The sequence below is a fragment of the Reyranella sp. genome, from assembly GCF_004296935.1.
Taxonomy (GTDB): Bacteria; Pseudomonadota; Alphaproteobacteria; order Reyranellales; family Reyranellaceae; genus Reyranella.
Window position 1 is genome coordinate 1 of record NZ_SCVH01000003.1, and the last position, 20,829, is coordinate 20,829.

19 protein-coding genes are annotated in these 20,829 nt (G+C 65.2%); 11 read left to right on the forward strand and 8 right to left on the reverse strand.

The window, feature by feature from the left end:
* The 4 genes from EPO55_RS00225 to EPO55_RS00240 form a co-directional block, all read left to right on the forward strand.
* The coding region (locus tag EPO55_RS00225) for a molybdopterin cofactor-binding domain-containing protein (RefSeq protein WP_296334353.1) at positions 1-1,134 on the forward strand (1,134 nt) is incomplete at its 5' end.
* A gap of 28 nt (positions 1,135-1,162) precedes the next feature.
* Entirely contained in the window at positions 1,163-1,960 is a 798-nt protein-coding gene (locus tag EPO55_RS00230) for a xanthine dehydrogenase family protein subunit M (protein WP_296334355.1), read from the forward strand.
* A gap of 68 nt (positions 1,961-2,028) precedes the next feature.
* A complete protein-coding gene (pcp, locus tag EPO55_RS00235) occupies positions 2,029-2,670 on the forward strand; it encodes a pyroglutamyl-peptidase I (RefSeq protein ID WP_296334357.1) in 642 nt (213 codons plus the stop codon).
* A gap of 24 nt (positions 2,671-2,694) precedes the next feature.
* Positions 2,695-3,036: a hypothetical protein gene (locus EPO55_RS00240; protein WP_296334359.1), complete on the forward strand. Its 342-nt coding sequence runs from the start codon at positions 2,695-2,697 to the stop codon at positions 3,034-3,036.
* Positions 3,037-3,056: 20 nt separating this feature from the next.
* Here EPO55_RS00240 and EPO55_RS00245 read toward each other — a convergent pair whose 3' ends face one another.
* Positions 3,057-6,158: an efflux RND transporter permease subunit gene (locus tag EPO55_RS00245; RefSeq protein WP_296334361.1), complete on the reverse strand. Its 3,102-nt coding sequence runs from the start codon at positions 6,156-6,158 to the stop codon at positions 3,057-3,059.
* Positions 6,155-7,273, reverse strand: coding sequence for an efflux RND transporter periplasmic adaptor subunit (locus EPO55_RS00250; RefSeq protein WP_296334362.1), 1,119 nt, complete (start codon positions 7,271-7,273; stop codon positions 6,155-6,157). The genes EPO55_RS00245 and EPO55_RS00250 overlap by 4 nt, the downstream gene beginning before the upstream one ends.
* Positions 7,274-7,385: 112 nt before the next feature.
* Here EPO55_RS00250 and EPO55_RS00255 point away from each other — a divergent pair, with 112 nt between their 5' ends.
* Positions 7,386-8,042: a TetR/AcrR family transcriptional regulator gene (locus EPO55_RS00255; RefSeq protein ID WP_296334364.1), complete on the forward strand. Its 657-nt coding sequence runs from the start codon at positions 7,386-7,388 to the stop codon at positions 8,040-8,042.
* Here the strand turns inward: EPO55_RS00255 and EPO55_RS00260 are convergent.
* Genes EPO55_RS00260 through EPO55_RS00270 form a run of 3 tightly spaced genes read right to left on the reverse strand, consistent with a single transcriptional unit; the run spans position 8,039 to position 10,880 of the window.
* Positions 8,039-8,842, reverse strand: coding sequence for a phytanoyl-CoA dioxygenase family protein (locus EPO55_RS00260; protein ID WP_296334366.1), 804 nt, complete (start codon positions 8,840-8,842; stop codon positions 8,039-8,041). The two genes, EPO55_RS00255 and EPO55_RS00260, sit on opposite strands and share 4 nt — an antisense overlap.
* On the reverse strand, positions 8,839-9,141 hold the full coding sequence (locus tag EPO55_RS00265; protein WP_296334368.1) for a putative quinol monooxygenase: 303 nt from the start codon (positions 9,139-9,141) through the stop codon (positions 8,839-8,841). The genes EPO55_RS00260 and EPO55_RS00265 overlap by 4 nt, the downstream gene beginning before the upstream one ends.
* A 23-nt stretch (positions 9,142-9,164) precedes the next feature.
* Positions 9,165-10,880, reverse strand: a complete 1,716-nt coding sequence (locus tag EPO55_RS00270; RefSeq protein ID WP_296334383.1) for an amidohydrolase family protein — start codon at positions 10,878-10,880, stop codon at positions 9,165-9,167.
* 42 nt (positions 10,881-10,922) lie between these two features.
* Between EPO55_RS00270 and EPO55_RS00275 the strand changes: the two genes are divergently transcribed.
* On the forward strand, positions 10,923-11,990 hold the full coding sequence (locus EPO55_RS00275; protein ID WP_296334370.1) for a tartrate dehydrogenase: 1,068 nt from the start codon (positions 10,923-10,925) through the stop codon (positions 11,988-11,990).
* Positions 11,991-12,148: 158 nt separating this feature from the next.
* On the opposite strand, the gene EPO55_RS00280 is transcribed toward EPO55_RS00275, so the two are convergent.
* A complete protein-coding gene (locus EPO55_RS00280) occupies positions 12,149-12,760 on the reverse strand; it encodes a DUF4202 domain-containing protein (protein ID WP_296334371.1) in 612 nt (203 codons plus the stop codon).
* A 282-nt stretch (positions 12,761-13,042) separates the two neighbouring features.
* Between EPO55_RS00280 and nirB the strand changes: the two genes are divergently transcribed.
* The 4 genes from nirB (at position 13,043) to EPO55_RS00300 (ending at position 18,678) form a co-directional block, all read left to right on the forward strand.
* Complete coding sequence (nirB, locus tag EPO55_RS00285) at positions 13,043-15,493, forward strand: nitrite reductase large subunit NirB (RefSeq protein WP_296334372.1); 2,451 nt, start codon at positions 13,043-13,045, stop codon at positions 15,491-15,493.
* Complete coding sequence (gene nirD / locus EPO55_RS00290) at positions 15,493-15,828, forward strand: nitrite reductase small subunit NirD (RefSeq protein WP_296334373.1); 336 nt, start codon at positions 15,493-15,495, stop codon at positions 15,826-15,828. Before nirB ends, nirD begins: the two co-directional genes overlap by 1 nt.
* Before the next feature lie 84 nt (positions 15,829-15,912).
* Positions 15,913-16,725 (forward strand): formate/nitrite transporter family protein, encoded by an 813-nt coding sequence (locus EPO55_RS00295; RefSeq protein ID WP_296334374.1) that lies wholly within the window; start codon positions 15,913-15,915, stop codon positions 16,723-16,725.
* Between the two features lie 213 nt (positions 16,726-16,938).
* Positions 16,939-18,678, forward strand: a complete 1,740-nt coding sequence (locus tag EPO55_RS00300; protein WP_296334375.1) for a bifunctional protein-serine/threonine kinase/phosphatase — start codon at positions 16,939-16,941, stop codon at positions 18,676-18,678.
* Positions 18,679-18,773: 95 nt separating this feature from the next.
* Here EPO55_RS00300 and EPO55_RS00305 read toward each other — a convergent pair whose 3' ends face one another.
* A complete protein-coding gene (locus EPO55_RS00305; RefSeq protein WP_296334376.1) occupies positions 18,774-19,820 on the reverse strand; it encodes an alkaline phosphatase D family protein in 1,047 nt (348 codons plus the stop codon).
* A gap of 45 nt (positions 19,821-19,865) precedes the next feature.
* Between EPO55_RS00305 and EPO55_RS00310 the strand changes: the two genes are divergently transcribed.
* A complete protein-coding gene (locus EPO55_RS00310) occupies positions 19,866-20,375 on the forward strand; it encodes a hypothetical protein (protein WP_296334377.1) in 510 nt (169 codons plus the stop codon).
* Positions 20,376-20,466: 91 nt separating this feature from the next.
* Here the strand turns inward: EPO55_RS00310 and EPO55_RS00315 are convergent, their stop codons facing one another.
* On the reverse strand, positions 20,467-20,643 hold the full coding sequence (locus EPO55_RS00315; protein ID WP_296334378.1) for a TfoX/Sxy family protein: 177 nt from the start codon (positions 20,641-20,643) through the stop codon (positions 20,467-20,469).
* Between the last annotated feature and the right edge of the window lie 186 nt (positions 20,644-20,829).

The following is a 20,829-nucleotide window of genomic DNA, read 5'->3' on the forward strand; positions in this document are numbered from 1 at the left end:
GTGGCGCTGCAGTACGATTCGGGCAACTACCCGCCGATCATCGACGAGGCCATGAAGGTCGCCGACTACAAGGGCTTCGAGGCCCGCCGCGCCGAGGCGAAGTCGCGCGGCAAGCTGCGCGGCATCGGCTTCTCGTCCTACATCGAAGCCTGCGGCCTCGCGCCCTCCCAGGTCATCGGGCAGTTGGGTGGTGGCGTCGGCCAGTGGGAGTCGGCACAGATCAAGTTCAACCCGACCGGCAACGTCCAGGTCATGACCGGTGCGCACAGCCACGGCCAGAGCCACGAGACGACGTTTGCCCAGATCATTCATTCGAAGCTTGGCGTGCCGATGGACCAGATCGAGATCGTCCATGGCGACACGGCGACGACGCCGTTCGGCATGGGCACCTACGGTTCGCGGTCGCTTGCCGTCGGCGGCTCGGCGATCATCAAGGCCACCGAGAAGATCATTGCCAAAGGCAAGAAGGTCGCCGCGCATCTGATGGAAGCGTCGGTTGCCGACGTCGAGTTCGAGAACGGTGTCTTCAAGGTCGCGGGTACGGACAAGAACGTGCCGCTGGCCCAGGTCGTCTTTGCCGCTTACGTGCCGCATAATTACCCGCTGGCGGATACCGAGCCGGGCATGGACGAGAACGCCTTCTACGATCCGGCGAATTTCGTCTATCCCGCCGGCACGCAGATCTGCGAACTCGAGATCGACCCGGAAACCGGCACCACGGAGATCGTTGCCTTCACGGCGATCGACGACTTCGGCAACATCATCAACCCGATGATCGTCGAGGGACAGGTCCACGGCGGCATCGTGCAGGGTGTCGGCCAGGCACTGATGGAAGGCGCCGTCTACGACAAGAACACGGGCCAGCTCATCAGCGGCTCGTACATGGACTACACCATGCCGCGCGCGGACAATTTTCCGTCATTCAAGCTCGGTTACAAGCATACACCCTGCCCGCACAATCCGCTGGGCGTGAAGGGTTGCGGCGAGGCAGGCGCGATCGCTTCGCCGGCCGCCGTGATGAATGCAGTCCACAACGCGCTGGCGCCGATTGGCGTCAAGCACGTGGAGATGCCGGCCACACCGCTCAACGTGTGGCAATCGATCAAGGGCGCCCAACGCCAAGCAGCGGAATAGGGCACCCGAGTAACCGGAGGAAGTTCAGATGTATGATTTCACCTACCATCGTCCGAAGTCGGTCGCCGACGCGGTGGGCCTGCTGAAGAGCAAGCCCGAAGCCCGCGCCATGTCCGGCGGCATGACCCTGATCCCGACGCTGAAGCAGCGCCTGGCGCGGCCGAGCGACGTCGTCGATCTCGGCGGCCTCAAGGAACTGGCTGGCATCAAGGTCGAGGGCAACAACGTCGTGGTCGGCGGCATGACGCGCCATGCCGACGTCGCGACCTCGGCCGAGGTCAAGGCGGCGATCCCGGCGCTGGCCTACCTCGCGGGCCACATCGGCGATCCGCAGGTCCGCAACCGTGGCACGATCGGCGGCTCGGTCGCCAACAACGATCCGGCGGCCGACTATCCGGGTGCGGTCGTGGCGCTCAATGCCACGGTCACCACCAACACCCGCAAGATCGCGGCTGATGACTTCTTCAAGGGCCTTTTCGAGACGGCCCTTGCCGATGGCGAGTTGATCACGTCGATCAGCTTCCCCAAGGCGGAGAAGGCGGCCTATGTGAAGTTCCCGAATCCGGCCTCGCGCTACGCCATGGTCGGCGTGTTCGTGGCCAAGACCGCGGCTGGCGTGCGGGTCGCGGTGACCGGCGCCGGCGCCTGCGTCTTCCGCGTCAAGGCGATGGAAGAGGCGCTGGCCAAGAACTTCTCCTCGGCCGCGATCAAGGACATCAAGATCCCGTTCGAGGGTCTCAACAGCGACATCCACGGCAGCTCCGAATATCGCGCTCACCTGGTGGGCGTGATGGCGCGCCGCGCGGTGGATGCCGCCAACAAGTAGCCCTCTGCGGCTGCACGGACTAACGTCGGGGCGTCCCAAGGGGACGCCCTTTCGTTTTGAGGCGAAGCATGAAGGCACTGGTCACGGGATTTGATGCTTTCGGCGGCGAGACGGTCAATCCGTCGTCGCTCGCGGTCGGTAAGCTCAGGAAGCGGATCGGCGGCATCGCGATCCATACCGCCCAACTGCCGACCTCTTATGCGAACTCGGCCAAGGTGCTCCGTGCGGCGATCGAGAAGGTCAAGCCGGACATCGTGCTGTGCGTGGGCCAGGCGGGTGGGCGTACCGAACTCTGCCTCGAACGTGTCGCCATCAATGTTCAGGATGCCCGTATCCGTGGCAACGACGGCAAGCAGCCGATCGACAGACCGGTGGTGAAGGATGGCCCGGCGGCGCATTTCTCGACGCTCCCGATCAAGGCCTGCGTGGCGGAGATGCGCAAGGCCGGCCTGCCGGCCGCCGTGTCGAACACTGCCGGCACCTTCGTCTGTAACCACATCTTCTACGCCCTGATGGACATCGCCGCCGGCCATCCGATCCCGATGCGTGGCGGCTTCCTGCATATCCCCTACGTGCCGGAGCAGGCGGCCCGGCTGGGCGGCGCGCCTTCCATGGCACTGAACGACATCGTGCGCGGCATCGAGATCATCCTCGAGGTGAGCGCCAGCCGCAGCGGCGACCTTCATACCGTCGAGGGTCGCATTTCGTAACATCATTTGGCAGCAATGGCCGCGATGAGACGTATCCGCTTGTTTGCTCTGAAGACGCATGCAGAGACCGGATTGTCGGAAGACGAATACCGGAGAGCTCGAAAGCTGTACTTCCGTCTGAAGTATCAACTGCTCTTGAGCCATTTCCTGATCGGAGCAGTCGGAGCAGCCGCCTTGTGTATGATGATCATTCCGGCCGCGCTCCTGATGAAGGGCTGGGATGCGACCTGGAGTACTCTTCCATGGGGCAGGCTGATTGTCTTTGGCTGCGTTATTTGCTTGTTGGCTGGATTGAGTTTTGCGCTTGGCAACTTCTTCTTTGCGACACCTTTACCTCCTGACAGAAACCGTGAGGATGGTGGCTAGCGAGGATCCAGCTTTTGATGTCACTCTGCCGCGAGCGCCAGCGACGGCGGGACGTGCCGCATAGGCTGTATTTCCACGGGCTTGGGCTGCTTCACCCGGAACCACGCGGCGTAGAGGGCCGGCAGGAACAACAGCGTGAGCGCCGTGGCCACCAGCAGGCCACCCATAAGGGCAACCGCCATGGGCCCGAAGAACACGCTCCGAGACAGGGGTACCATGGCGAAGATCGCCGTGCCGGCGGTCAGCAGGATCGGCCGGGCGCGGCGCACAGTGGCGTCGATCACGGCGTCCCACTGGCTGTGGCCGGCTTCGATGTCCTGGTCGATCTGGTCCACCAGGATCACCGAGTTGCGCATGATCATGCCGGCCAGCGCAATGGTGCCCAGCAGCGAGACGAAGCCGAAGGGCTGGTTGAAGGCCAGCAGGAACAGCGCCACGCCGATCATGCCGAGTGGCGCCGTCAGCATGACCAGCGCGAGCTTGGAGAAGCTCTGGAGCTGCAGCATCAGGAACAGCACCATCAGGAAGGCCATGACCGGCATCATCTTGAAGATCGAGCCCTGGCTGCGCGCGCTCTCCTCCTTGTCGCCGCCGACCTCGATGCGGTAGCCGGCCGGCAGCTCGGCGCGCACCGGCGCCAGCGCGGTGTCGATGCGGGCGGCGACGTCGGGACCCTGCACGCCGTCGATCACGCCGGCCCGCACCGTCATCAGCAGGTCCTTGTTGCGCCGCCACAGGATCGGCTCCTCGAGCTCGAAGCGCAGCGTGGCGAGCTGCGCGAGGGAGACGACGCCACCGTTGGCCGTGCGGAGGTTGATCGCCTCCAGGCCTTCCAGGCTGAGGCGCTCGCCCGGTACCGCGCGGGCGATCACATCGATGCTCTCGGCGCGGTCGCGATACTGCGTCACCACCACACCCGACAGCAGGGTCTGCAGCGTGTTGCCCAGCAGTTGCGAGTCGACGCCGAGCGCGCGCGCCTTGTTCTGGTCGACCTCGAGCCGCACCGTCTTGGCGAGCTCGTTCCAGTCGAAATTGATGTCGCGCGTGGCGGGGTCGGCCTTGAAGACCTGGCGGACCTTTTCGGCGACGGCGCGGACCTGCTGCGGATCGTCACCCAGCACGCGGAACATGACGGGGTAGCTCACCGGCGGGCCGTTCTGCAGCCGCTGGACGCGGGCCCGCACGGCCTCGAAGTCCTGGGCGAAGGCCTTGTCGAGTGCCGCCAGCACGCGCTCGCGGGCCTCGAGGTCCTTGGTCATGACGATGATCTGGCCGAAGCTCGCGTTGGCCAGTTCCGGCACCGTCGGCAGGTAGAAACGCGGGCTGCCGGCGCCGACGTAGGCCGTGTAGTGGCTGACGTCGGGATCGGCGCCGAGCAGGGCTTCGAGCTTCTTCACCTCGGCATTGGTGGCAGCGAAGGAGGCGCCCTGGGCCAGCCGCATGTCGACGATCAGCTCGGGCCGGTTCGACGTCGGGAAGAACTGCTTTTGCACCAGGCCCATGAGGCCCATGGAACCCAGGAAGGCCAGCGCCGTGATGGCGATGGTGGTCTTGCGCCAGGTCACGCACCACACGAGGACACGCCGGAAGAGTGTGTAGAGACGGCCCTGGTAAGGATCGGCGTGGTGGACCTTGGGCTGTGGCAGCAGCCGGTAGCCGAGCCAGGGCGTGAACAGCACGGCCACGAACCACGAGACGATCAGCGAGATGCCGACCACCCAGAAGATCGAGTTGGTGTATTCGCCGGCGCTCGACTTGGCGAAGCCCACCGGTACGAAGCCCGCCGCCGTCACCAGCGTGCCGGTCAGCATCGGGAATGCCGTCGAAGTGTAGGCGAAGGTCGCGGCCTCCATACGGCTGAAGCCCTGCTCGAGCTTCACCATCATCATCTCGACGGCGATGATGGCGTCGTCGACCAGCAGGCCCAAGGCAATGATCAGGGCGCCGAGCGAGATGCGCTGGAAGTCGATGCCGAGCAGCAGCATGGCGACGAAGGTGATGGCCAGCACCAACGGCACCGAGAGCGCCACGATGATGCCGGTGCGCACGCCCAGGCTGATGAACGACACCACCAGCACGATGGCGAGGGCCTCGAGCAGCGAGGATGTGAACTCCTCGAACGACTTGTCGACCACTTCCGGCTGGTTGGCGACACGGTGCACGGTGATGCCGACCGGCAGCTCGCGCTCGACCTCGGCCATCGTCGCCTCCAGCGCCTTGCCGAGCGTCTGCACATTGCCGCCCGGCGCCATGACGACGCCGAGACCGATCACGGCCTTGCCCTTGAAGCGCATCGAGGTCTGCGTCGGGTCCTGGTAGCCGCGCCGGATCTCGGCCACATCGGCCAGGGTAAGCGTGCGGCCGTTGGCGTTGAAGGGCAGGTTGGCGAGGTCGGCGGCCGAGGTCGGCGCGCCGTCGACGCGCACGGCGACGCGCTCGCCCCGGGTCTCGACGGTGCCCGAGGCCACGATCGAGTTCTGCTTGCGAATGACGTCGAGGATCTGGTCGACCGGCACACCCAGCATGGCCAGGCGCGTGTGGCTGAACTCGATGTAGATCTTTTCGTCCTGCAGGCCGAAAAGGTCGGCCTTGGTGACGTCGGGGACGCGCAACACGCGCTGGCGCACCGCCTTCACGATGTCCTTCACTTCTGCCGACGAGAAGCCATCGGACTCGAAGGCCCAGATCAGGCTGTAGGTGTCGCCGTACTCGTCGTTGAAGAACGGTCCGACGACCCCCTGCGGCAGGCTTCCGCGGATGTCGCCGACCTTCTTGCGCACCTGGTACCACAGGTCGGCCACCCGGGCCGGCGGGACGTCGTCGCGCAGCGAGACGTAGATCACCGTCTCGCCGGGCTTGGTGTAGCTCGTGACGTTGAAGAAGTAGGGGAGCTCCTGCAGCTTGGTCTCGATCTTGTCCGTGACCTGCTGCTCGACCTCGCGCGAGGTGGCGCCGGGCCAGGCCGCCGACACCACCATCTGCTTGATGGTGAAGGGTGGATCCTCGGCGCGGCCGAGATTGATGAAGGCCCAGACGCCCGCGATGCTGAGCGCCAGCATGAAGAAGACGGTGAGCGTGCTGTACTTGAGGGCCAGCGCCGAAAGATTGGTCCGCGTGCTCATGGCCGTGCGGCCTGCTGCACCGGCTTCACTTTCTGTCCGGCCTCGAGCTTGTGCACGCCGGCGGTGGCGATCAGCTCGCCATCCTTTACGCCGGACAGGATTGCGGCGGTATCGTCGCGCCAGCGCGCGATGACCACGAGTCGCAGCTCGACGGCGCCGGTTGACTTGTCGACCACCCAGACGGCCGGCCGGGTACCGCGCTGGAAGATCGCGGCCAGCGGCACTTCGGCCACCGGCGTCGCATCGGGGCGCTCGAATTTCAGCGTCGCGGTCATGCCGAGGCCGATGAATTCAGGCGGATCGATGATGCTGAAGCGCGCCGGATAGGTGCGCGAGGTCGGGTCGGCACTGGGCGAGAGCTCGCGCAGCCTGGCGGCGTGGCGACGGCCAGGGTCGGACCACAGCTCGAAGCCGGCGGCGGCGGACTCGCGCACGACCTTCAGGCGATGCTCCGGCACGCCGACCACGATCTCGAGTTCGTCGGTGCGTGCGACACGGACGACGCCCTGACCCTGGGACATCACCTGGCCGACTTCGGCCTGCACGGCGGTGACGACGCCGGCGGTGTCGGCGCGGAGCTCGGTGTAGGCGAGGTTGTTCTCGGCCGAGGAAAGCTGGCTGCGCGCCTGGTCGACGCGCGCCAGCGCAGTGGCGGCCAGCGACTGGCGCTGTTCGAGGGTCTGTGGCGTGAAGGCAGCACCGCCCTTCAGTGCCTGGTAGCGCTCATGATCGGCCTTGGCGCGCGCATGGTCGGCGTCGGCCGAGGCGAGGGCGGCGCGGGCATTGTCGACGGCAAGGCGATGGTCGGCTGGATCGAGCTGGGCGATCAGGTCGCCCGGCTTCACGACGGTGCCGACATCGACCGCGCGCTGGACGATCTTGCCCGAGACACGGAAGCCCAAGGTGCTCTCGATGCGGGGAACGACGGTGCCGGCGAGAACCAGGGATTGCGCCTGCCGGCTGTAGGCGATTTCGGCGACGCGCGCCGGGCGCACGATCGGCTCGTTGGCGGAGACACGCGACGCATTAGCCGTGAGCGACAGGGCTGCGAAACCGCCGGCGCCGACAGCCGTTGCACCGAGCACTATGGCGGTTACCTTGATCGGGAGACGCATGGCGGGCCTTCCTTCCGAGGTTTACAATGGTCAGCGACGAACTGACCATTGATAACTTATCATTGATAACTTATCTTTGTTCAGTTGAGAGTCAAGAGCAGGGAGACGGTATTTGGCAGCCCTATCAACAGCCGTGGTCTCCGGTCGCAAAAAGCGCGGCGAGGGCCATACGCGTCGCGAGGAAATCCTCCTGGCGGCCAAGGAGCTGTTCCTCGAGGAGGGCTACGACGCCACGACGATCCGCCGGATCGCTGATCGGGTCGGTGTGTCGGCGCCGGCGCTCTATCTCTACTTCCACGACAAGGAAGCGATGATGCTGGCGCTCTGCGACCAGACCTTCGGCCTCCTGGTCGAGCGCATCACCGAAATCGAGAAGACCGTCAGCGATCCCTTGGAGCGCGTACGCCGCTTCGGCGAAGCCTATGCGCGCTTCGGCCTCGAAAACCCCGACGAGTACCGGCTGGTCTTCATCGGCAACAACATTCCGGAGTCGATCCGCAAGGTCGGCCATCGCATGCCGGTCGACGATCCCAGCCGCCCGGGCGTGGGCGGCGCGCTCGTCTTCAGCCGCCTGGTGGCGCTGCTGTCCCAACTCGAGACGTCGGGTGTCAAACTGAACTACCCGCCGGACACTTGCGCGGAGCTCTGCTGGATGGGCATCCACGGCGTGGTGGCGGCCCTCATCATGAAGCCCGACTTTCCCTGGTCGAATCGCGAGACGCTCATCCAGGGCATGCAGGACATCGTCATCAAGGGAATCCTGCGCTAGCGCTTCGGCCAGGCCCGCGGGAAGAGCTCGCACTCCATCGGGGCGCCGGCCGCGAGGTCGGGTTTGTAGGGAAACTGGAAGGTCCCAGGGCGTGGGTCGTAGCGGGCGTCGTCGCCGGTATAGCGCAGCGACAGGCCGCGCCGGCGGGCGCCGGGTGTCGAGTTTCCGGGCGCGCCGTGCACGATCATGGCGTGGAACACCAGGCAGTCGCCGGGTTCCATCTTCCACCATTTGATATCGTACTTGCCGCGGTCGGCATCGATGTCGGGGATCGGCACGAGGTCGCTGTCGGTGAACTTAATCTCGTGACCCTTGCGGAAGGGAGTCGGCCGGTAGTTGACGCCCCAGCGATGGGAGCCCGCGATGAACTCGACGGCGCCGTTGCTGCGGTCGATCGGATCGAGCGCGATCCAGACCGACGTGATCTGCCAGCCTTTCACCGGCCAGTACGGCTGGTCCTGGTGCCACGGTGTCGGATGGGCCGTGCCGGGCTCCTTGACGAAGAGCTGATCGTAGAAAAAACCCGCCGACCGGGATCCCATCAGCTTCGCAGCAATGGCGGGAGCGGGGGACTCGAGCGCGGCGGCACGGAATTCAGGGTCGTGACGCCACATGTACATGTCGCCGAAGAATTTTCCGGCGCTGCTGCCTTCGGCGAAGTTGGTCGCGTTGGGGCCGGGCGAGGCGAGGTCGCGCTCGATCGCCGCGCGCAGGCGCTCGACCCAGCGCCCGTCGAATTGATGGCGCAGGCAGACGACGCCGTCGCGGTCGTAAGCGGCGACGTCTCTATCGGCGATCAAGCGTTTTGCAGGACGTGGACGGCGCGATTGGCGACGAGGTCCTTGTTCTTCTCGCCATAGGCCTTCATGTGCGCCGAGGCGCCGTGGGCCTTGAGGTGGTCCATGCTCTCCCACTTCTCGACCACCACGAAGGTGTCGGGGCCGAACTTGGCGAACGGTCCGCCATCGGTGTCGACCGTGGCGCCATATTCGATGCAGCCCTTCTCGGCATGCACGGCGGGCACGTTGGCTTTGAAGTTCTTCAGGATTTCGTCGCGCTTGCCGGGCTTGGCGGTGATGATGGCGATGACGTGGATCATTTCATTTCCTCCCTTTGAGAATATCAGGCGGCGCGGCCGCTCCGCAGCAGGCGGCCGGGCAGCTTGTCGTTGGCGGCAACGGTGTCCTTGTTGTTCTGTCGGATCAGCCTGCCGTTGACGATGACGGCATCGATACCGCTCGCCTCGGACACCAGGCGATCAGCGCCGGCCGGCAGGTCGTGGACGCGCTTCAACGGCCCCGGACCGACGGTCTTGGGATCGAACACCACGACGTCGGCGGGGCGGCCCTCGGCCAGCACGCCGCGATCGGTGATGCCGAACATCTCGGCCGGGCGTTGCGTCAGGTTGTGCACCGCCTCCTCGATGGTGAAGACCTTGCGCTCGCGCACCCAATGGCTGAGCAGATGGGTCGAGTAGCAGGCATCGCAGAGCTGGCTGGCATGCGCGCCAGCGTCTGACAGGGCGATGATCGTGTTGGGGTCGGTGATCAGCTCGGCCACTTCCTTCTCGTCGAAGTTCATGACGGCCATGCGGAAGCGTGCCTGCAGGTCGTTGGCGAGCGCAATGTCGAGGGCGAGATCGACCGGGTCCTTGCCGAGTTTCGCCGCAGCCTCGGTAAGCGGCTGCTCCTCCAGTTCCTTGTGTGACGGCGCCCAGGCGATGACGACGCGATCCCACCAGCGCTGGAACAGGGGCGTCACCTCGCTCCGGAGCTTCTCGCGCCAGGCCGGGTCGGCATAGGCGCGGCGGCGCGTGCCGGGTGCCTTGGCGTCCGCGACGGCCAGTTCGTTCATGAACTTCATGACGTCGAAGATGAACGGCTCGGCGAAGGTGAACTCGAAGTTGAGCGGCCGGCAGCTCACCTGCGGGATCACCATGGCGCCCGACCTGCGCTGCTCCGCGGCGAGGTCGAGCTGCTTGCGGTGGCCGCCCGGGCCGTAGAGGTAGGAGAGCAGGGCGGTCCATGTGACCGGGACGCCGTGCTTGCGGCTGACCTCGGCCATGTGCCGGGTCGAGAACTCGCGGCCGATGGTGATCTGCATCAGGCCGCGTTTCATGTCGCCCATGACCGAGACGAGCTGCTCCATCTCGTCGTAGGTCGCCTGGCGGCTCGGCACCGGCTTGCCGGCATAGCCGTTGTGGCTGACCGACATCGAGGTGCCGAAGCCGATGGCGCCGGCGTCCATCGCCTCGCGCATCAGCTTCTTCATCGCATCGATCTCGTCCTGCGTCGCCGCCCGCTCGGTCGATTCCTCACCCATGACGTACAGGCGCAGCGGCGTGTGGCCGAACAGGGCTGCGACGTTGATGGCCGATCCGCGCTTTTCGACGGCGTCGAGATACTGCGGGAACGTCTCGAACGGCCAGACATCGCCCAGACCCGCTTGGAGCGCGTCGAGGCTCATTCCTTCGACCTTCTCGAGCGTCTGCAGGATGAGCTTGCGGTGGATCGCCTTGGTCGGGGCGACGCCAAAGCCGCAGTTGCCGATCACCGTCGTCGTCACGCCATGCCAGGGCGAGATGCTGAGCATGCGATCCCACAGGATTTGCGCATCGTAGTGGGTGTGGACGTCGACGAAGCCCGGCGAGACGACCTTGCCCTTGGCGTCGATGGTCGTGGTGGCGGGACCATCGGCCTTGCCGAGGGCCACGACCTTGCCGTCCTTGATGCCGACGTCGCCCACGAAGCCCGCCTTGCCGGTGCCGTCGACGATGGTGCCGCCCGTGATCTTGAGGTCGTAGGACATGGCGTTTCCTTGCTGGGCTTGCTCCTGAATGCCCGTTCAGTATACGTCGTTTGACGCAAGGAGAGGAAACACATGGCCAAGCACAAGATCGCGCTCATTCCGGGGGACGGAATCGGCAAGGAAGTTCTGCCGGAGGGCGTGCGCGTGCTGGAGGCCGCCGGGCGGCGCTTCGGCTTCGAGCTGGAATTCACCGACTTCGACTGGTCGTGCGACCGCCTGGTGAAGAGCGGCAAGATGATGCCGGACGACGGCATGGAGCAGCTGAAAGCCTTCGAGAGCATCTTCCTGGGCGCTGTCGGCTGGCCGGGCGTGCCCGATCACGTCTCGCTGTGGGGCCTGCTGATCCCGATCCGGCGCGACTTCGACGAATACGTGAACCTGCGCCCGGTGCGCCTGTTCGAGGGCGTGCCGAGCCCGCTCGCCAACCGCAAGCCGGGCGAGATCGACTTCTGGGTCGTGCGCGAGAATACCGAGGGCGAGTATTCCGAGCTGGGCGGGCGCATGTTCCGCGGCACCGAGAACGAGATGGCCGTCCAGGAATCGGTCTTCACCCGCAAGGGTGTGGATCGAGTCCTGAAGTTCGCCTTCGAGTTTGCGGCCAAGGGCAAGAAGAAGCACGTGACCTCGGCCACCAAGTCGAACGGCATCATCCACACCATGCCGTTCTGGGACGAGCGCTTCGTCGAGATGCAGAAAAACTATCCCGGCATCAAGGCCGACCAGTATCACATCGACATCCTGACGGCGCATTTCGTGCGCAACCCCGACTGGTTCGACGTCGTGGTCGGCTCCAACCTGTTCGGCGACATTCTCTCGGACCTCGGCCCGGCGCTGACCGGCTCGATCGGCGTGGCGCCGTCGGGCAACATCAACCCGGAGCGCAAGTTCCCGTCGATGTTCGAGCCGGTGCACGGCTCGGCGCCGGACATCGCCGGCAAGGGCATCGCCAATCCGATCGGCATGATCTGGTCGGGCGCCATGATGGTGCGTCACCTGGGCTATCCCGAGGCGGCCGAAGCCATCGAGCGGGCGATCGCGGCCTCGCTGGTCGAAGGCGGGCCGCGGACCAAGGATCTGGGCGGCAACGGCGACACCAGGACGGTGGGCGCCGCCATCGCCGAGCTGGTGAAGACGGCGTAGCGTCATTGTTCTCCTCCCCCGTCATCGGGGGAGGTGTCACCGTCTTACGGTGACGGAGGGGGTCATGAACCCCATCGCCCTCGTAAGACGAGGGCACTTCCCCTTTGCGGACTCCGCAAAGGGGAAGAGGGCCGAGTCTGATGGTTCAGCCAGCAGATCTACTTCAGGGCGAGGCCGATGAGGCGTCGTGTCGGTTCGGGCAGGCTCAGCCCGAGCGCGGCGGCATGGCCGACCGGATCCATCTTGCGCAGCGTCTTTCGGAGAATATCGGCGAGTTTCTCCTCGTCGTAGTCTTTGTGCGTGGCCACGAAGTCGTCGAGGTAGTGATCGACGAAGACGACCGCCACGACGTTCTCGAGTGCCTGGCTCTCGGGATCGCGCTTCAGCTGCTCTTTCCGGATGATTTTTACGACCTGCGCGACCTCGCTGTCGGCATAGCCATGACGGTGCAGAATGGCGGAGGTGAGCGCGGCATGATGATCGCGGCAGGAAGCCCGCCAGGCGTTGTAGCCGTCGCGGCCGAGAGGGTACTTGTCCCGGGGAATCTGCCAGCGGCAGATATGCTGGGCGCGCGCGGCGATCTGCAACGCCTCGGAGGCCTCCGGATAGAGTCGCGACAGGCACTCCGACATCCGCTCCGAATAGACGAGTTCACGCGGACGGGACCCGCCGGCGACGATGTCCTGCCGCGGATCCTGCGCGTTGGCGCCGTCGATCTCTGCGATCACGGCCTGAAAGCGTGGTGAGGAAGGAGTCACTGTCGCTTTCATAGGGTCGTCCTGTCGCGACGCAAAGAGGCAATCGATACGGCACTTGCCCAATAATTGGTCAAGCCGCTCGGAAGCAGTCCCCAGGCGGCCGGTGTTATCTGCGGTTCTCAAGGGCCCTCAGTCTGGCACGGTTCATGCTTCGTACTCTGCGAGGCAATGAAGTCTCACTCATGGGCGTCCAATGGCGGGCGCTCCAGGCAAAGCTGCCAACGGCAATTCGTCCCGTCTCGTGGGGCGTGGGCCTGTTGGGCAGCTTTTTTGTTTTGGGGATTCGCCAGGAACATGGCTGAGAAGCTTGTCATCATTGGAAACGGCATGGCCCCCGGGCGCATGCTGGAGCATCTGCTCGAGACCGCACCCGATCGCTACCAGGTGACGATCTTCAACGCCGAACCCCGGGTGAACTACGACCGCATCATGCTCTCGCCCGTGCTGTCGGGTGAGAAGGATTACGAGCAGATCATCATCCACGGCGACGGCTGGTACGTTCGCAACGGCATCACCCTCTACAAGGGCCACAGGATCGACGCGATCGACCGCGCCGCCAAGACCGTCACCTCCTCGGAAGGCGTGACCGAGAGCTACGACAAGCTCGTGATCGCCACCGGTTCCAATCCGATCATCATCCCTGTGCCCGGCCACGACTTCGCCGGCGTCCTTACCTACCGCGACCTCGACGATGTGAATGCGATGCTGCTGGCCGCCCAGTCGCGCGCCAAGGCGGTTGTGATCGGCGGCGGCCTGCTCGGCCTCGAAGCCGCTGCCGGCCTGCAGGCGCAGGGCATGGACGTCACCGTCGTCCATCTGATGCCGACGCTGATGGAGCGGCAGCTCGATCCCGCCGCGGGTTATCTGCTGCAGAAGGCCTTGGAAGAGCGCGGCATCAAGGTGCTGACCAAGGCCAACACCAAGGCGATCCTGGGCAACGGCAGGGTAGAGGGTGTGGAACTCGCCGACGGCACGATCATTCCAGCGAGCCTGGTCATCATGGCGGCCGGCATCCGGCCCAACGCGGCGCTCGCCAAGGAGGCAGGCCTCACGATCGGTCGCGGCATCGTCGTCGACCACGCCATGCGGACTTCAGATCCCGATATCCTGGCGCTCGGCGAGTGCGCCGAGGTCGGCGGCCATGTCTATGGCCTGGTGGCGCCGCTCTACGAGATGGCGCGGACCGCGGCGGCCCATCTCGCCGGCGACGAGGCCGCCCGCTTCGTGCACATCGACACGCCGACCAAGCTCAAGGTCACGGGCATCGACGTCTATTCTCTGGGCGACTTCGCCGACGGCGACGACCGCGAGGAGATCGTGCTGCGCGACGCCGCGGCCGGCGTCTACAAGCGCCTGATCCTGAAGGACGACAGGATCATCGGCACCGTGCTGTTCGGTGAGGTGGCCGACGGCGCCTGGTTCAACGATCTCAAGAAGAAGTCGGCCAACATCTCGGAGATGCGCGACACGCTGATCTTCGGGCCGGCCTTCCAGGGCGGTGGCGCGCTCGATCCTGGCGCTGCCGTCGCGGCGCTGCCGGACGATGCCGAGATCTGCGGCTGCAACGGCATCTGCAAGGGCAGGATCACGGGCACGATCAAGGCGAAGGGACTCACCACCCTCGACGAGGTGCGGGCGCACACCAAGGCCTCGGCCTCCTGCGGCACCTGTACCGGCCTGGTCGAGCAGCTCATGGAGCTGACCTTGGGCGATGCCTTCAACCGCACCGCCGTCCAGCCGATGTGCGCCTGCACGACCTTGGGTCACGACGACGTCCGCCGCCTGATCGTCGCCAAGTCGCTGAAGACGATGGCCGCGGTCATGCAGGAGCTCGAGTGGAAGACCTCGTGCGGCTGCGCCAAGTGCCGTCCGGCGCTCAACTACTACCTGGTCTGTGACTGGCCCGACGAATATGCCGACGATTACCAGTCGCGCTTCATCAACGAGCGCGCCCACGCCAACATCCAGAAGGACGGCACCTTCTCGGTGGTGCCGCGCATGTGGGGCGGCATCACCAGCGCCAACGAGCTGCGGGCCATCGCCGACGTCGTCGACAAGTTCGCCATCCCCACGGTCAAGGTCACGGGCGGCCAGCGCATCGACATGCTGGGCGTCAGGAAGGAAGACCTGCCCGCGGTGTGGGCCGATCTCGGCAAGGCGGGCTTCGTCTCGGGCCATGCCTATGCCAAGGGCCTGCGCACGGTGAAGACTTGCGTCGGCACCGACTGGTGCCGCTTCGGCACCCAGGATTCGACGGGACTGGGCGTGCGCATCGAGAAGTTCATGTGGGGCTCGTGGACGCCGGCCAAGGTCAAGATGGCGGTCTCGGGCTGCCCCAGGAACTGCGCCGAGGCGACCTGCAAGGATGTCGGCGTGATCTGCGTCGATTCCGGCTACGAGATCCATTTCGCCGGTGCGGCCGGCCTCGACATCAAGGGCACGGAGATCCTGGGCCAGGTGAAGACCGAGGACGAGGCGCTCGAGCACATCGCGGCGCTGGTCCAGATGTACCGGGAGCAGGGGCGCTACCTCGAGCGCATCTACAAGTGGGCCAGGCGCGTCGGCCTCGAGGAGATCCGGCGCCAGATCGTGCAGGACGGCGACAGACGCCGCGTCTATTTCGACCGCTTCGTCTTCTCGCAGAAATTCGCCCAGGTTGATCCGTGGTCCGAGCGCGTCTCGGGCAAGGACAAGCACGAGTTCCGGCCGATGGCGACGGTGGGCTTTGCGGAGGCCGCGGAGTGATGACCATGAAGTGGGTCGAAGTCGGCTCGATCGGTGACATTCCGATTCGCGGCGCGCGTTGCGTGAACACGCCCGAGGGCCGGATCGCGGTGTTCCGCACCGCCGAGGGACAGGTCTTCGCCATCGAGGATCATTGCCCGCACAAGGGTGGGCCGCTGTCCCAGGGCATCGTCCACGGCACGGCAGTCACCTGCCCGCTGCACAACTGGGTGATCTCGCTGGAGACGGGCAAGGCGCAGGGCGCCGACGAGGGTGCGGTCAGGACGGTACCAGCGAGGATCGAGGGCGAGCGGCTGTTCATCGCGCTCGGCGCGGCCGTGGAGAAGGCGGCCTGAAGAACCGCCCGTGAACAAGCTCGCGGCAGCACCGCGAAAATGAACTGAACCAACATCAAACCAGAAACTCTGAGGGAACCCTCGATGGCTTATCTCGCACCGTCTGAATTCGTCGCGAAAATGATCGACGCCGGAGAATCGAAAGTCTTCATGTCGACGCGCGACACGTTGATCCGTGCCTACATGGCCGGCGCGACCCTGGCGCTGGCCGCCGCCTTTGCCATTACCATCAACGTCACCACCGGCGTGCCGCTCCTCGGCGCCGTCCTCTTCCCGGTCGGCTTCGTCATGCTGTACCTGATGGGCTTCGACCTGCTCACCGGTGTCTTCGTCCTGTGTCCACTTGCCCTGATCGACAAGCGCCCGGGCGTGACGATTGGCGGTGTCCTGAGGAACTGGGGACTGGTGTTCGTCGGAAATTTTGCCGGCGCCTTCACCGTCGCCGTCATGATGGCGATCATCGTGACCTTCGGCTTCACGACCCCGCCCGACAAGGTCGGCATGGCGATCGGCGTCATCGGCGAAAGCCGCACCGTCGGTTACGCGGCCCATGGTGCAGCCGGCATGCTGACCCTTTTCATCCGCGGCATGCTCTGCAACTGGATGGTCTCGATGGGCGTCGTCGGAGCCATGATCTCCACATCGGTCAGCGGCAAGGTGATCGCCATGTGGATGCCGATCATGCTGTTCTTCTTCATGACCTTCGAGCATTCGATCGTGAACATGTTCCTGTTCCCGTCGGGCTTGCTGCTGGGCGGCAAGTTCTCGATCATGGACTACCTTATCTGGAACGAGATCCCGACCGTCGTCGGCAACCTGGTCGGCGGACTGGCTTTCACCGGCTTGACCCTGTACGCCACGCACGCGAAGACCGGGCCGAAGCGCAACCTCGGCTGATTTGGACTGTCGTTTGTGGCCCTTCTCCTCCCCCGCGCGTCAGCGCGGGGGAGGTGCCCTCAGGCGCCTGTGAAGGCGCCGCGGCGGAGGGGGTCAGGAGTCTCATGCATCCAGCTATGACCCCCTCCGGCCTACGGCCACCTCCCCCACGCATGCCTATGAAGGCATCCCTGGGGGAGGAGAGGAAAGGCCATATGCGATCGCCCGCCCTGGATGCCGCCGATGTCGCGTGAACTGAAAGTCTCGATCGGGCAGCATTCCGACAAGGGTCGGAAGGAGACCAATCAGGACTTCCACGGGGCGGTCGTCCCCGGGCAACCGGCGCTCAGCCTGAAGGGATTGGCGCTCGCCCTGGCCGACGGGATCAGCAGCAGCAGCGTCAGCCGGGTCGCGAGCGAATCCGCCGTCAAAAGCTTTTTGACGGACTATTACTGCACCTCGGACTCCTGGTCGGTGAAGACATCGGCGCAGCGCGTCATCTCGGCAGCCAATTCCTGGCTCCATGCGCAGACGCGGCGCAGCCAGTTCGCCTACGACATGGACAAGGGTTATGTCTGCACGCTGAGCGTCGTGGTCGTAAAATCCACCACCGCGCATATTTTTCATGTCGGCGACGCGCGCATCTACCGCGTATCCGGAAGCGCGCTGGAACAGCTCACCGACGATCACCGCGTCGTCATATCATCCGAGCAGTCGTATCTCGGCCGCGCGCTCGGGGCCAATTCCCAGATCGACATCGACTATCGGGAGGTTGCTCTCGAGAAGGGCGACGTCCTGGTCATGGCGACCGACGGCGTCTACGAGCATGTCGGCGACGCCTTCGTCACCGGCGCGATCGCCGACCACGCGGACGATCTGGACCGTGCCGCCAGGGCGATCGTCGAGGAGGCTTTCAGGCTCGGCAGCCCGGACAATCTCACCGCCCAGATCGTCCGGATCGACGAACTGCCGGCCGGCGACGCGAGCGAGGTCCTGGGCTCGATTTCCGAACTGCAACTTCCGCCGCTTCTCGAGGCACGGATGACGTTCGACGGCTACAAGGTCCTGCGGCAGATCCATGCCAGCAGCCGCAGCCACATCTATCTGGCGGTCGACACGGAAAGCGACGAGATCGTCGCCCTGAAAATCCCGTCGATCGACCTGCGCGGCGATGAGGCCTATCTCAAGCGATTCATGATGGAGGAGTGGGTCGCCCGTCGCATCGACAACGCCCATGTCCTGAAGCCCCGCCACCAGTCCCGGAAGCGCAACTATCTGTATGTCGTCACTGAGTACGTCGAGGGCCAGACGCTCGCCCAATGGATGAACGACAACCCCAGGCCCGACCTCGAGACCGTGCGGGGCATCGTCGAGCAGGTCGCCAAGGGATTGCAGGCGTTCCATCGTCTGGAAATGCTGCACCAGGATCTGCGGCCCGCGAACATCATGATCGACACGATGGGGACGGTGAAGATCATCGATTTCGGCTCGACGAGGGTAGCCGGCGTGCTCGAAGCGTCGCCATCCATCGACGGCGCCGACATTCTCGGCACCGCGCAATACACCGCGCCGGAGTATTTCCTGGCCGAAGGCGGCTCGCCGCGTTCGGATCTGTTCTCGCTTGGCGTGATCGCCTATCAGATGCTGACGGGGCAGCTTCCCTACGGTGCGCAGGTGGCCCAAGCGCGGACGAGATCGAAGCAGCGCCAACTGGCCTACCATTCCGCGCGCAACCGCAATCCCGACGTTCCCTTGTGGGTCGACGGCGCGATCGAGAAGGCCGTCCATCCCGATCCGTACAAGCGATACGAGGCGCTCTCGGAATTCGTCTTCGACCTGCGTCACCCCCGAGAGGAGTTTCTCCGCGCCTCGCCCCCGCCGCTGCTGGAAAGGAGTCCGCAGTTGTTCTGGAAAGGGCTTTCGTTCGTTCTGGCGTGTGCAGTTCTGGCGCTGCTCGCCTGGCCCATGCGGTAGTAGGCCTATTTGGACATCGACAAGAATAGGCCGCCCTGCAACGGACGGCCCATTTTCATGGGAGCGCGCAACTCCAGTTGCGCGCTCCCATGAACTCAGGTCAGCCCGATCGTCGCGAAATCGATCGTCACGCGGCGCTGCTCTCCGCCCCCTTCGTCGCGCAAGGCGAGCGTCAGCCTGCGCTCCCGCCAATCGATGTCGACCGTGCCGAAATTCGCCCCGGCATAGAGTTCGCCCAGACGATTGGGGCCGGGCTCCCTGGCCGCCCAATAGACCATGTTGAGGCCGCTCGACGTCATCTCGTACAGCGGATAGAGGCCGGCGGGCTGCTCCCTGTAGAGCGCGCCGATGTGGCGGTCGCCCGAGACGAACACCACGCCCTTGGCGCCGCTGTTGCGGATCGTGTCGAACAGCTTCTGGCGTTCGAGCGGGAAATTGCCCCAGCGTTCCCAGCCGTGGCCCTCCGCCAGCACCTGCGTGCCGGACACGACCAGCCGCAGTTCGGCTGGCTTGCGCAGTTCCCCGGCCAGCCACGCCCATTGCACGGCGCCCAGCATCGTCTTCGACGGATCGGGATCGGGCAGATAGCGCTGCTTGCCTGCCGCACCGCGCTGGTCGGTGATCCTGAGCGGCGAGCGGAACCAGCGCACGTCCAGCAGGATGATCTGAATGCGCCGACCGGGCGGGCCGATCACGCGTGAATCGTAGATGCCTTCGCGCGTGCGCCGGATATCGGTGGCGGGTGCGCGCCAGAAGTCGAGGAACAACTCCTTCGATACCGCCTTGTGCGGGAAGTCGGCGCCGCTGTCGTTGGATCCGTAGTCGTGATCGTCCCAGATCGCGAGATGGGGCACGGTATCGCGCAGCCTTTGGTAGCCGGCGATCTGCCGGGCGGCGGCGTAGGCTTCCTTCAGCCCCGTCGCATTGGCGGACTTGAAGTCGCCATAGACATTGTCGCCCATGAAGACGAAAAGTTCGGGGCGCCAGGCCAGCACGGCGTCCCAGATCGGCTGGGGCAGGGTCTGCTTGGCGCACGATCCCAGGGCGATTCGCGTCAGCAGCGGCACGGCCTGCGCCGCCGCCGAAGCGGGAGCCAGGGAGACGGCGGCCATGAGCCGGGTGATCGCGCGACGCTTGAACATGTGAGTGCCTGATTTGCGAGTATCCGGGATTTAGATGACCGTCCGATGAAAAACCATCTCAAACGCGCCCTCGAACTGGCGTTCATACCGCTCGCCGCAGCGATCGTCTTTTTCGAGGAGGTGCTGCTTCATTATCTCGGCGTCGCCATGGCGGCGTTCGGGCGGTGGCCGCCGGTCGCGCGTCTCGAGCGCTGGCTGGCCGGCCTGCCACCGTGGGCCGCGCTGCTTGCCTTCGTGGCGCCCTCGACCCTCGTGCTCCCGGTGAAGCTGGCCGCGGTGTTCTTCGCGCTGCAGGGGCGGTTCGGTCTTGCCGCCGCCAGCATCGCGATCGGCAAGGTCCTGGCCACGGCGCTGCTGGCGCGGCTCTACCAGGTGCTGCGGCCGACGCTGGTGACGATGCCGTGGTTCCTGGCGTCGGAAACCTGGCTCTTCGCCTGGCGTGACAGGCTCTATGCCTTCGTCCGCGCCCTGTCGGCCTGGCAGAGGGCGAAAGCCGCACTGCAGCGCATGCGAAGCTGGCTGATGGAATTGGTTTCCGGTATCGCGCCACGCTAGGGCCGGTTCGGCTTACAGCTTCGATCCTCGCCTTGGTGCCGTCCGTCCTCTCTTCGCCGCGACCTGAGGGGCGGGGAGGATTCCGCTTCCTTCAATGCTTCCCGGTTGCCGTCGTCGGCCCGGAAGTAGAGCATTTTTCCGTCACCGTCCCGAACATCACGCCGTCGCAGAACACACCGGTCGTGCCGAACATGCACCGCGGGGTGACGCGGCCGAGTGATGCCAGCCGCTCGCGCAGGAACTCGGCAAAGCTGTCGCTGGCAACCATTCTCCATCCTCCGTCCCGGCGGGCTCGCCATCCGGCCGGCGGTCCTCGCCCGGGCCAATTTAAGGTAAAATTTCAACGGAATGGTTTCTTCCGCGTCATTGCCTCGCGTCAGCTTCCAGCGGACACTATAATTGTCCCTATTATCCTTGAGTTGATACCAGTGCCTGATCTGCCGGTACGTCAGGA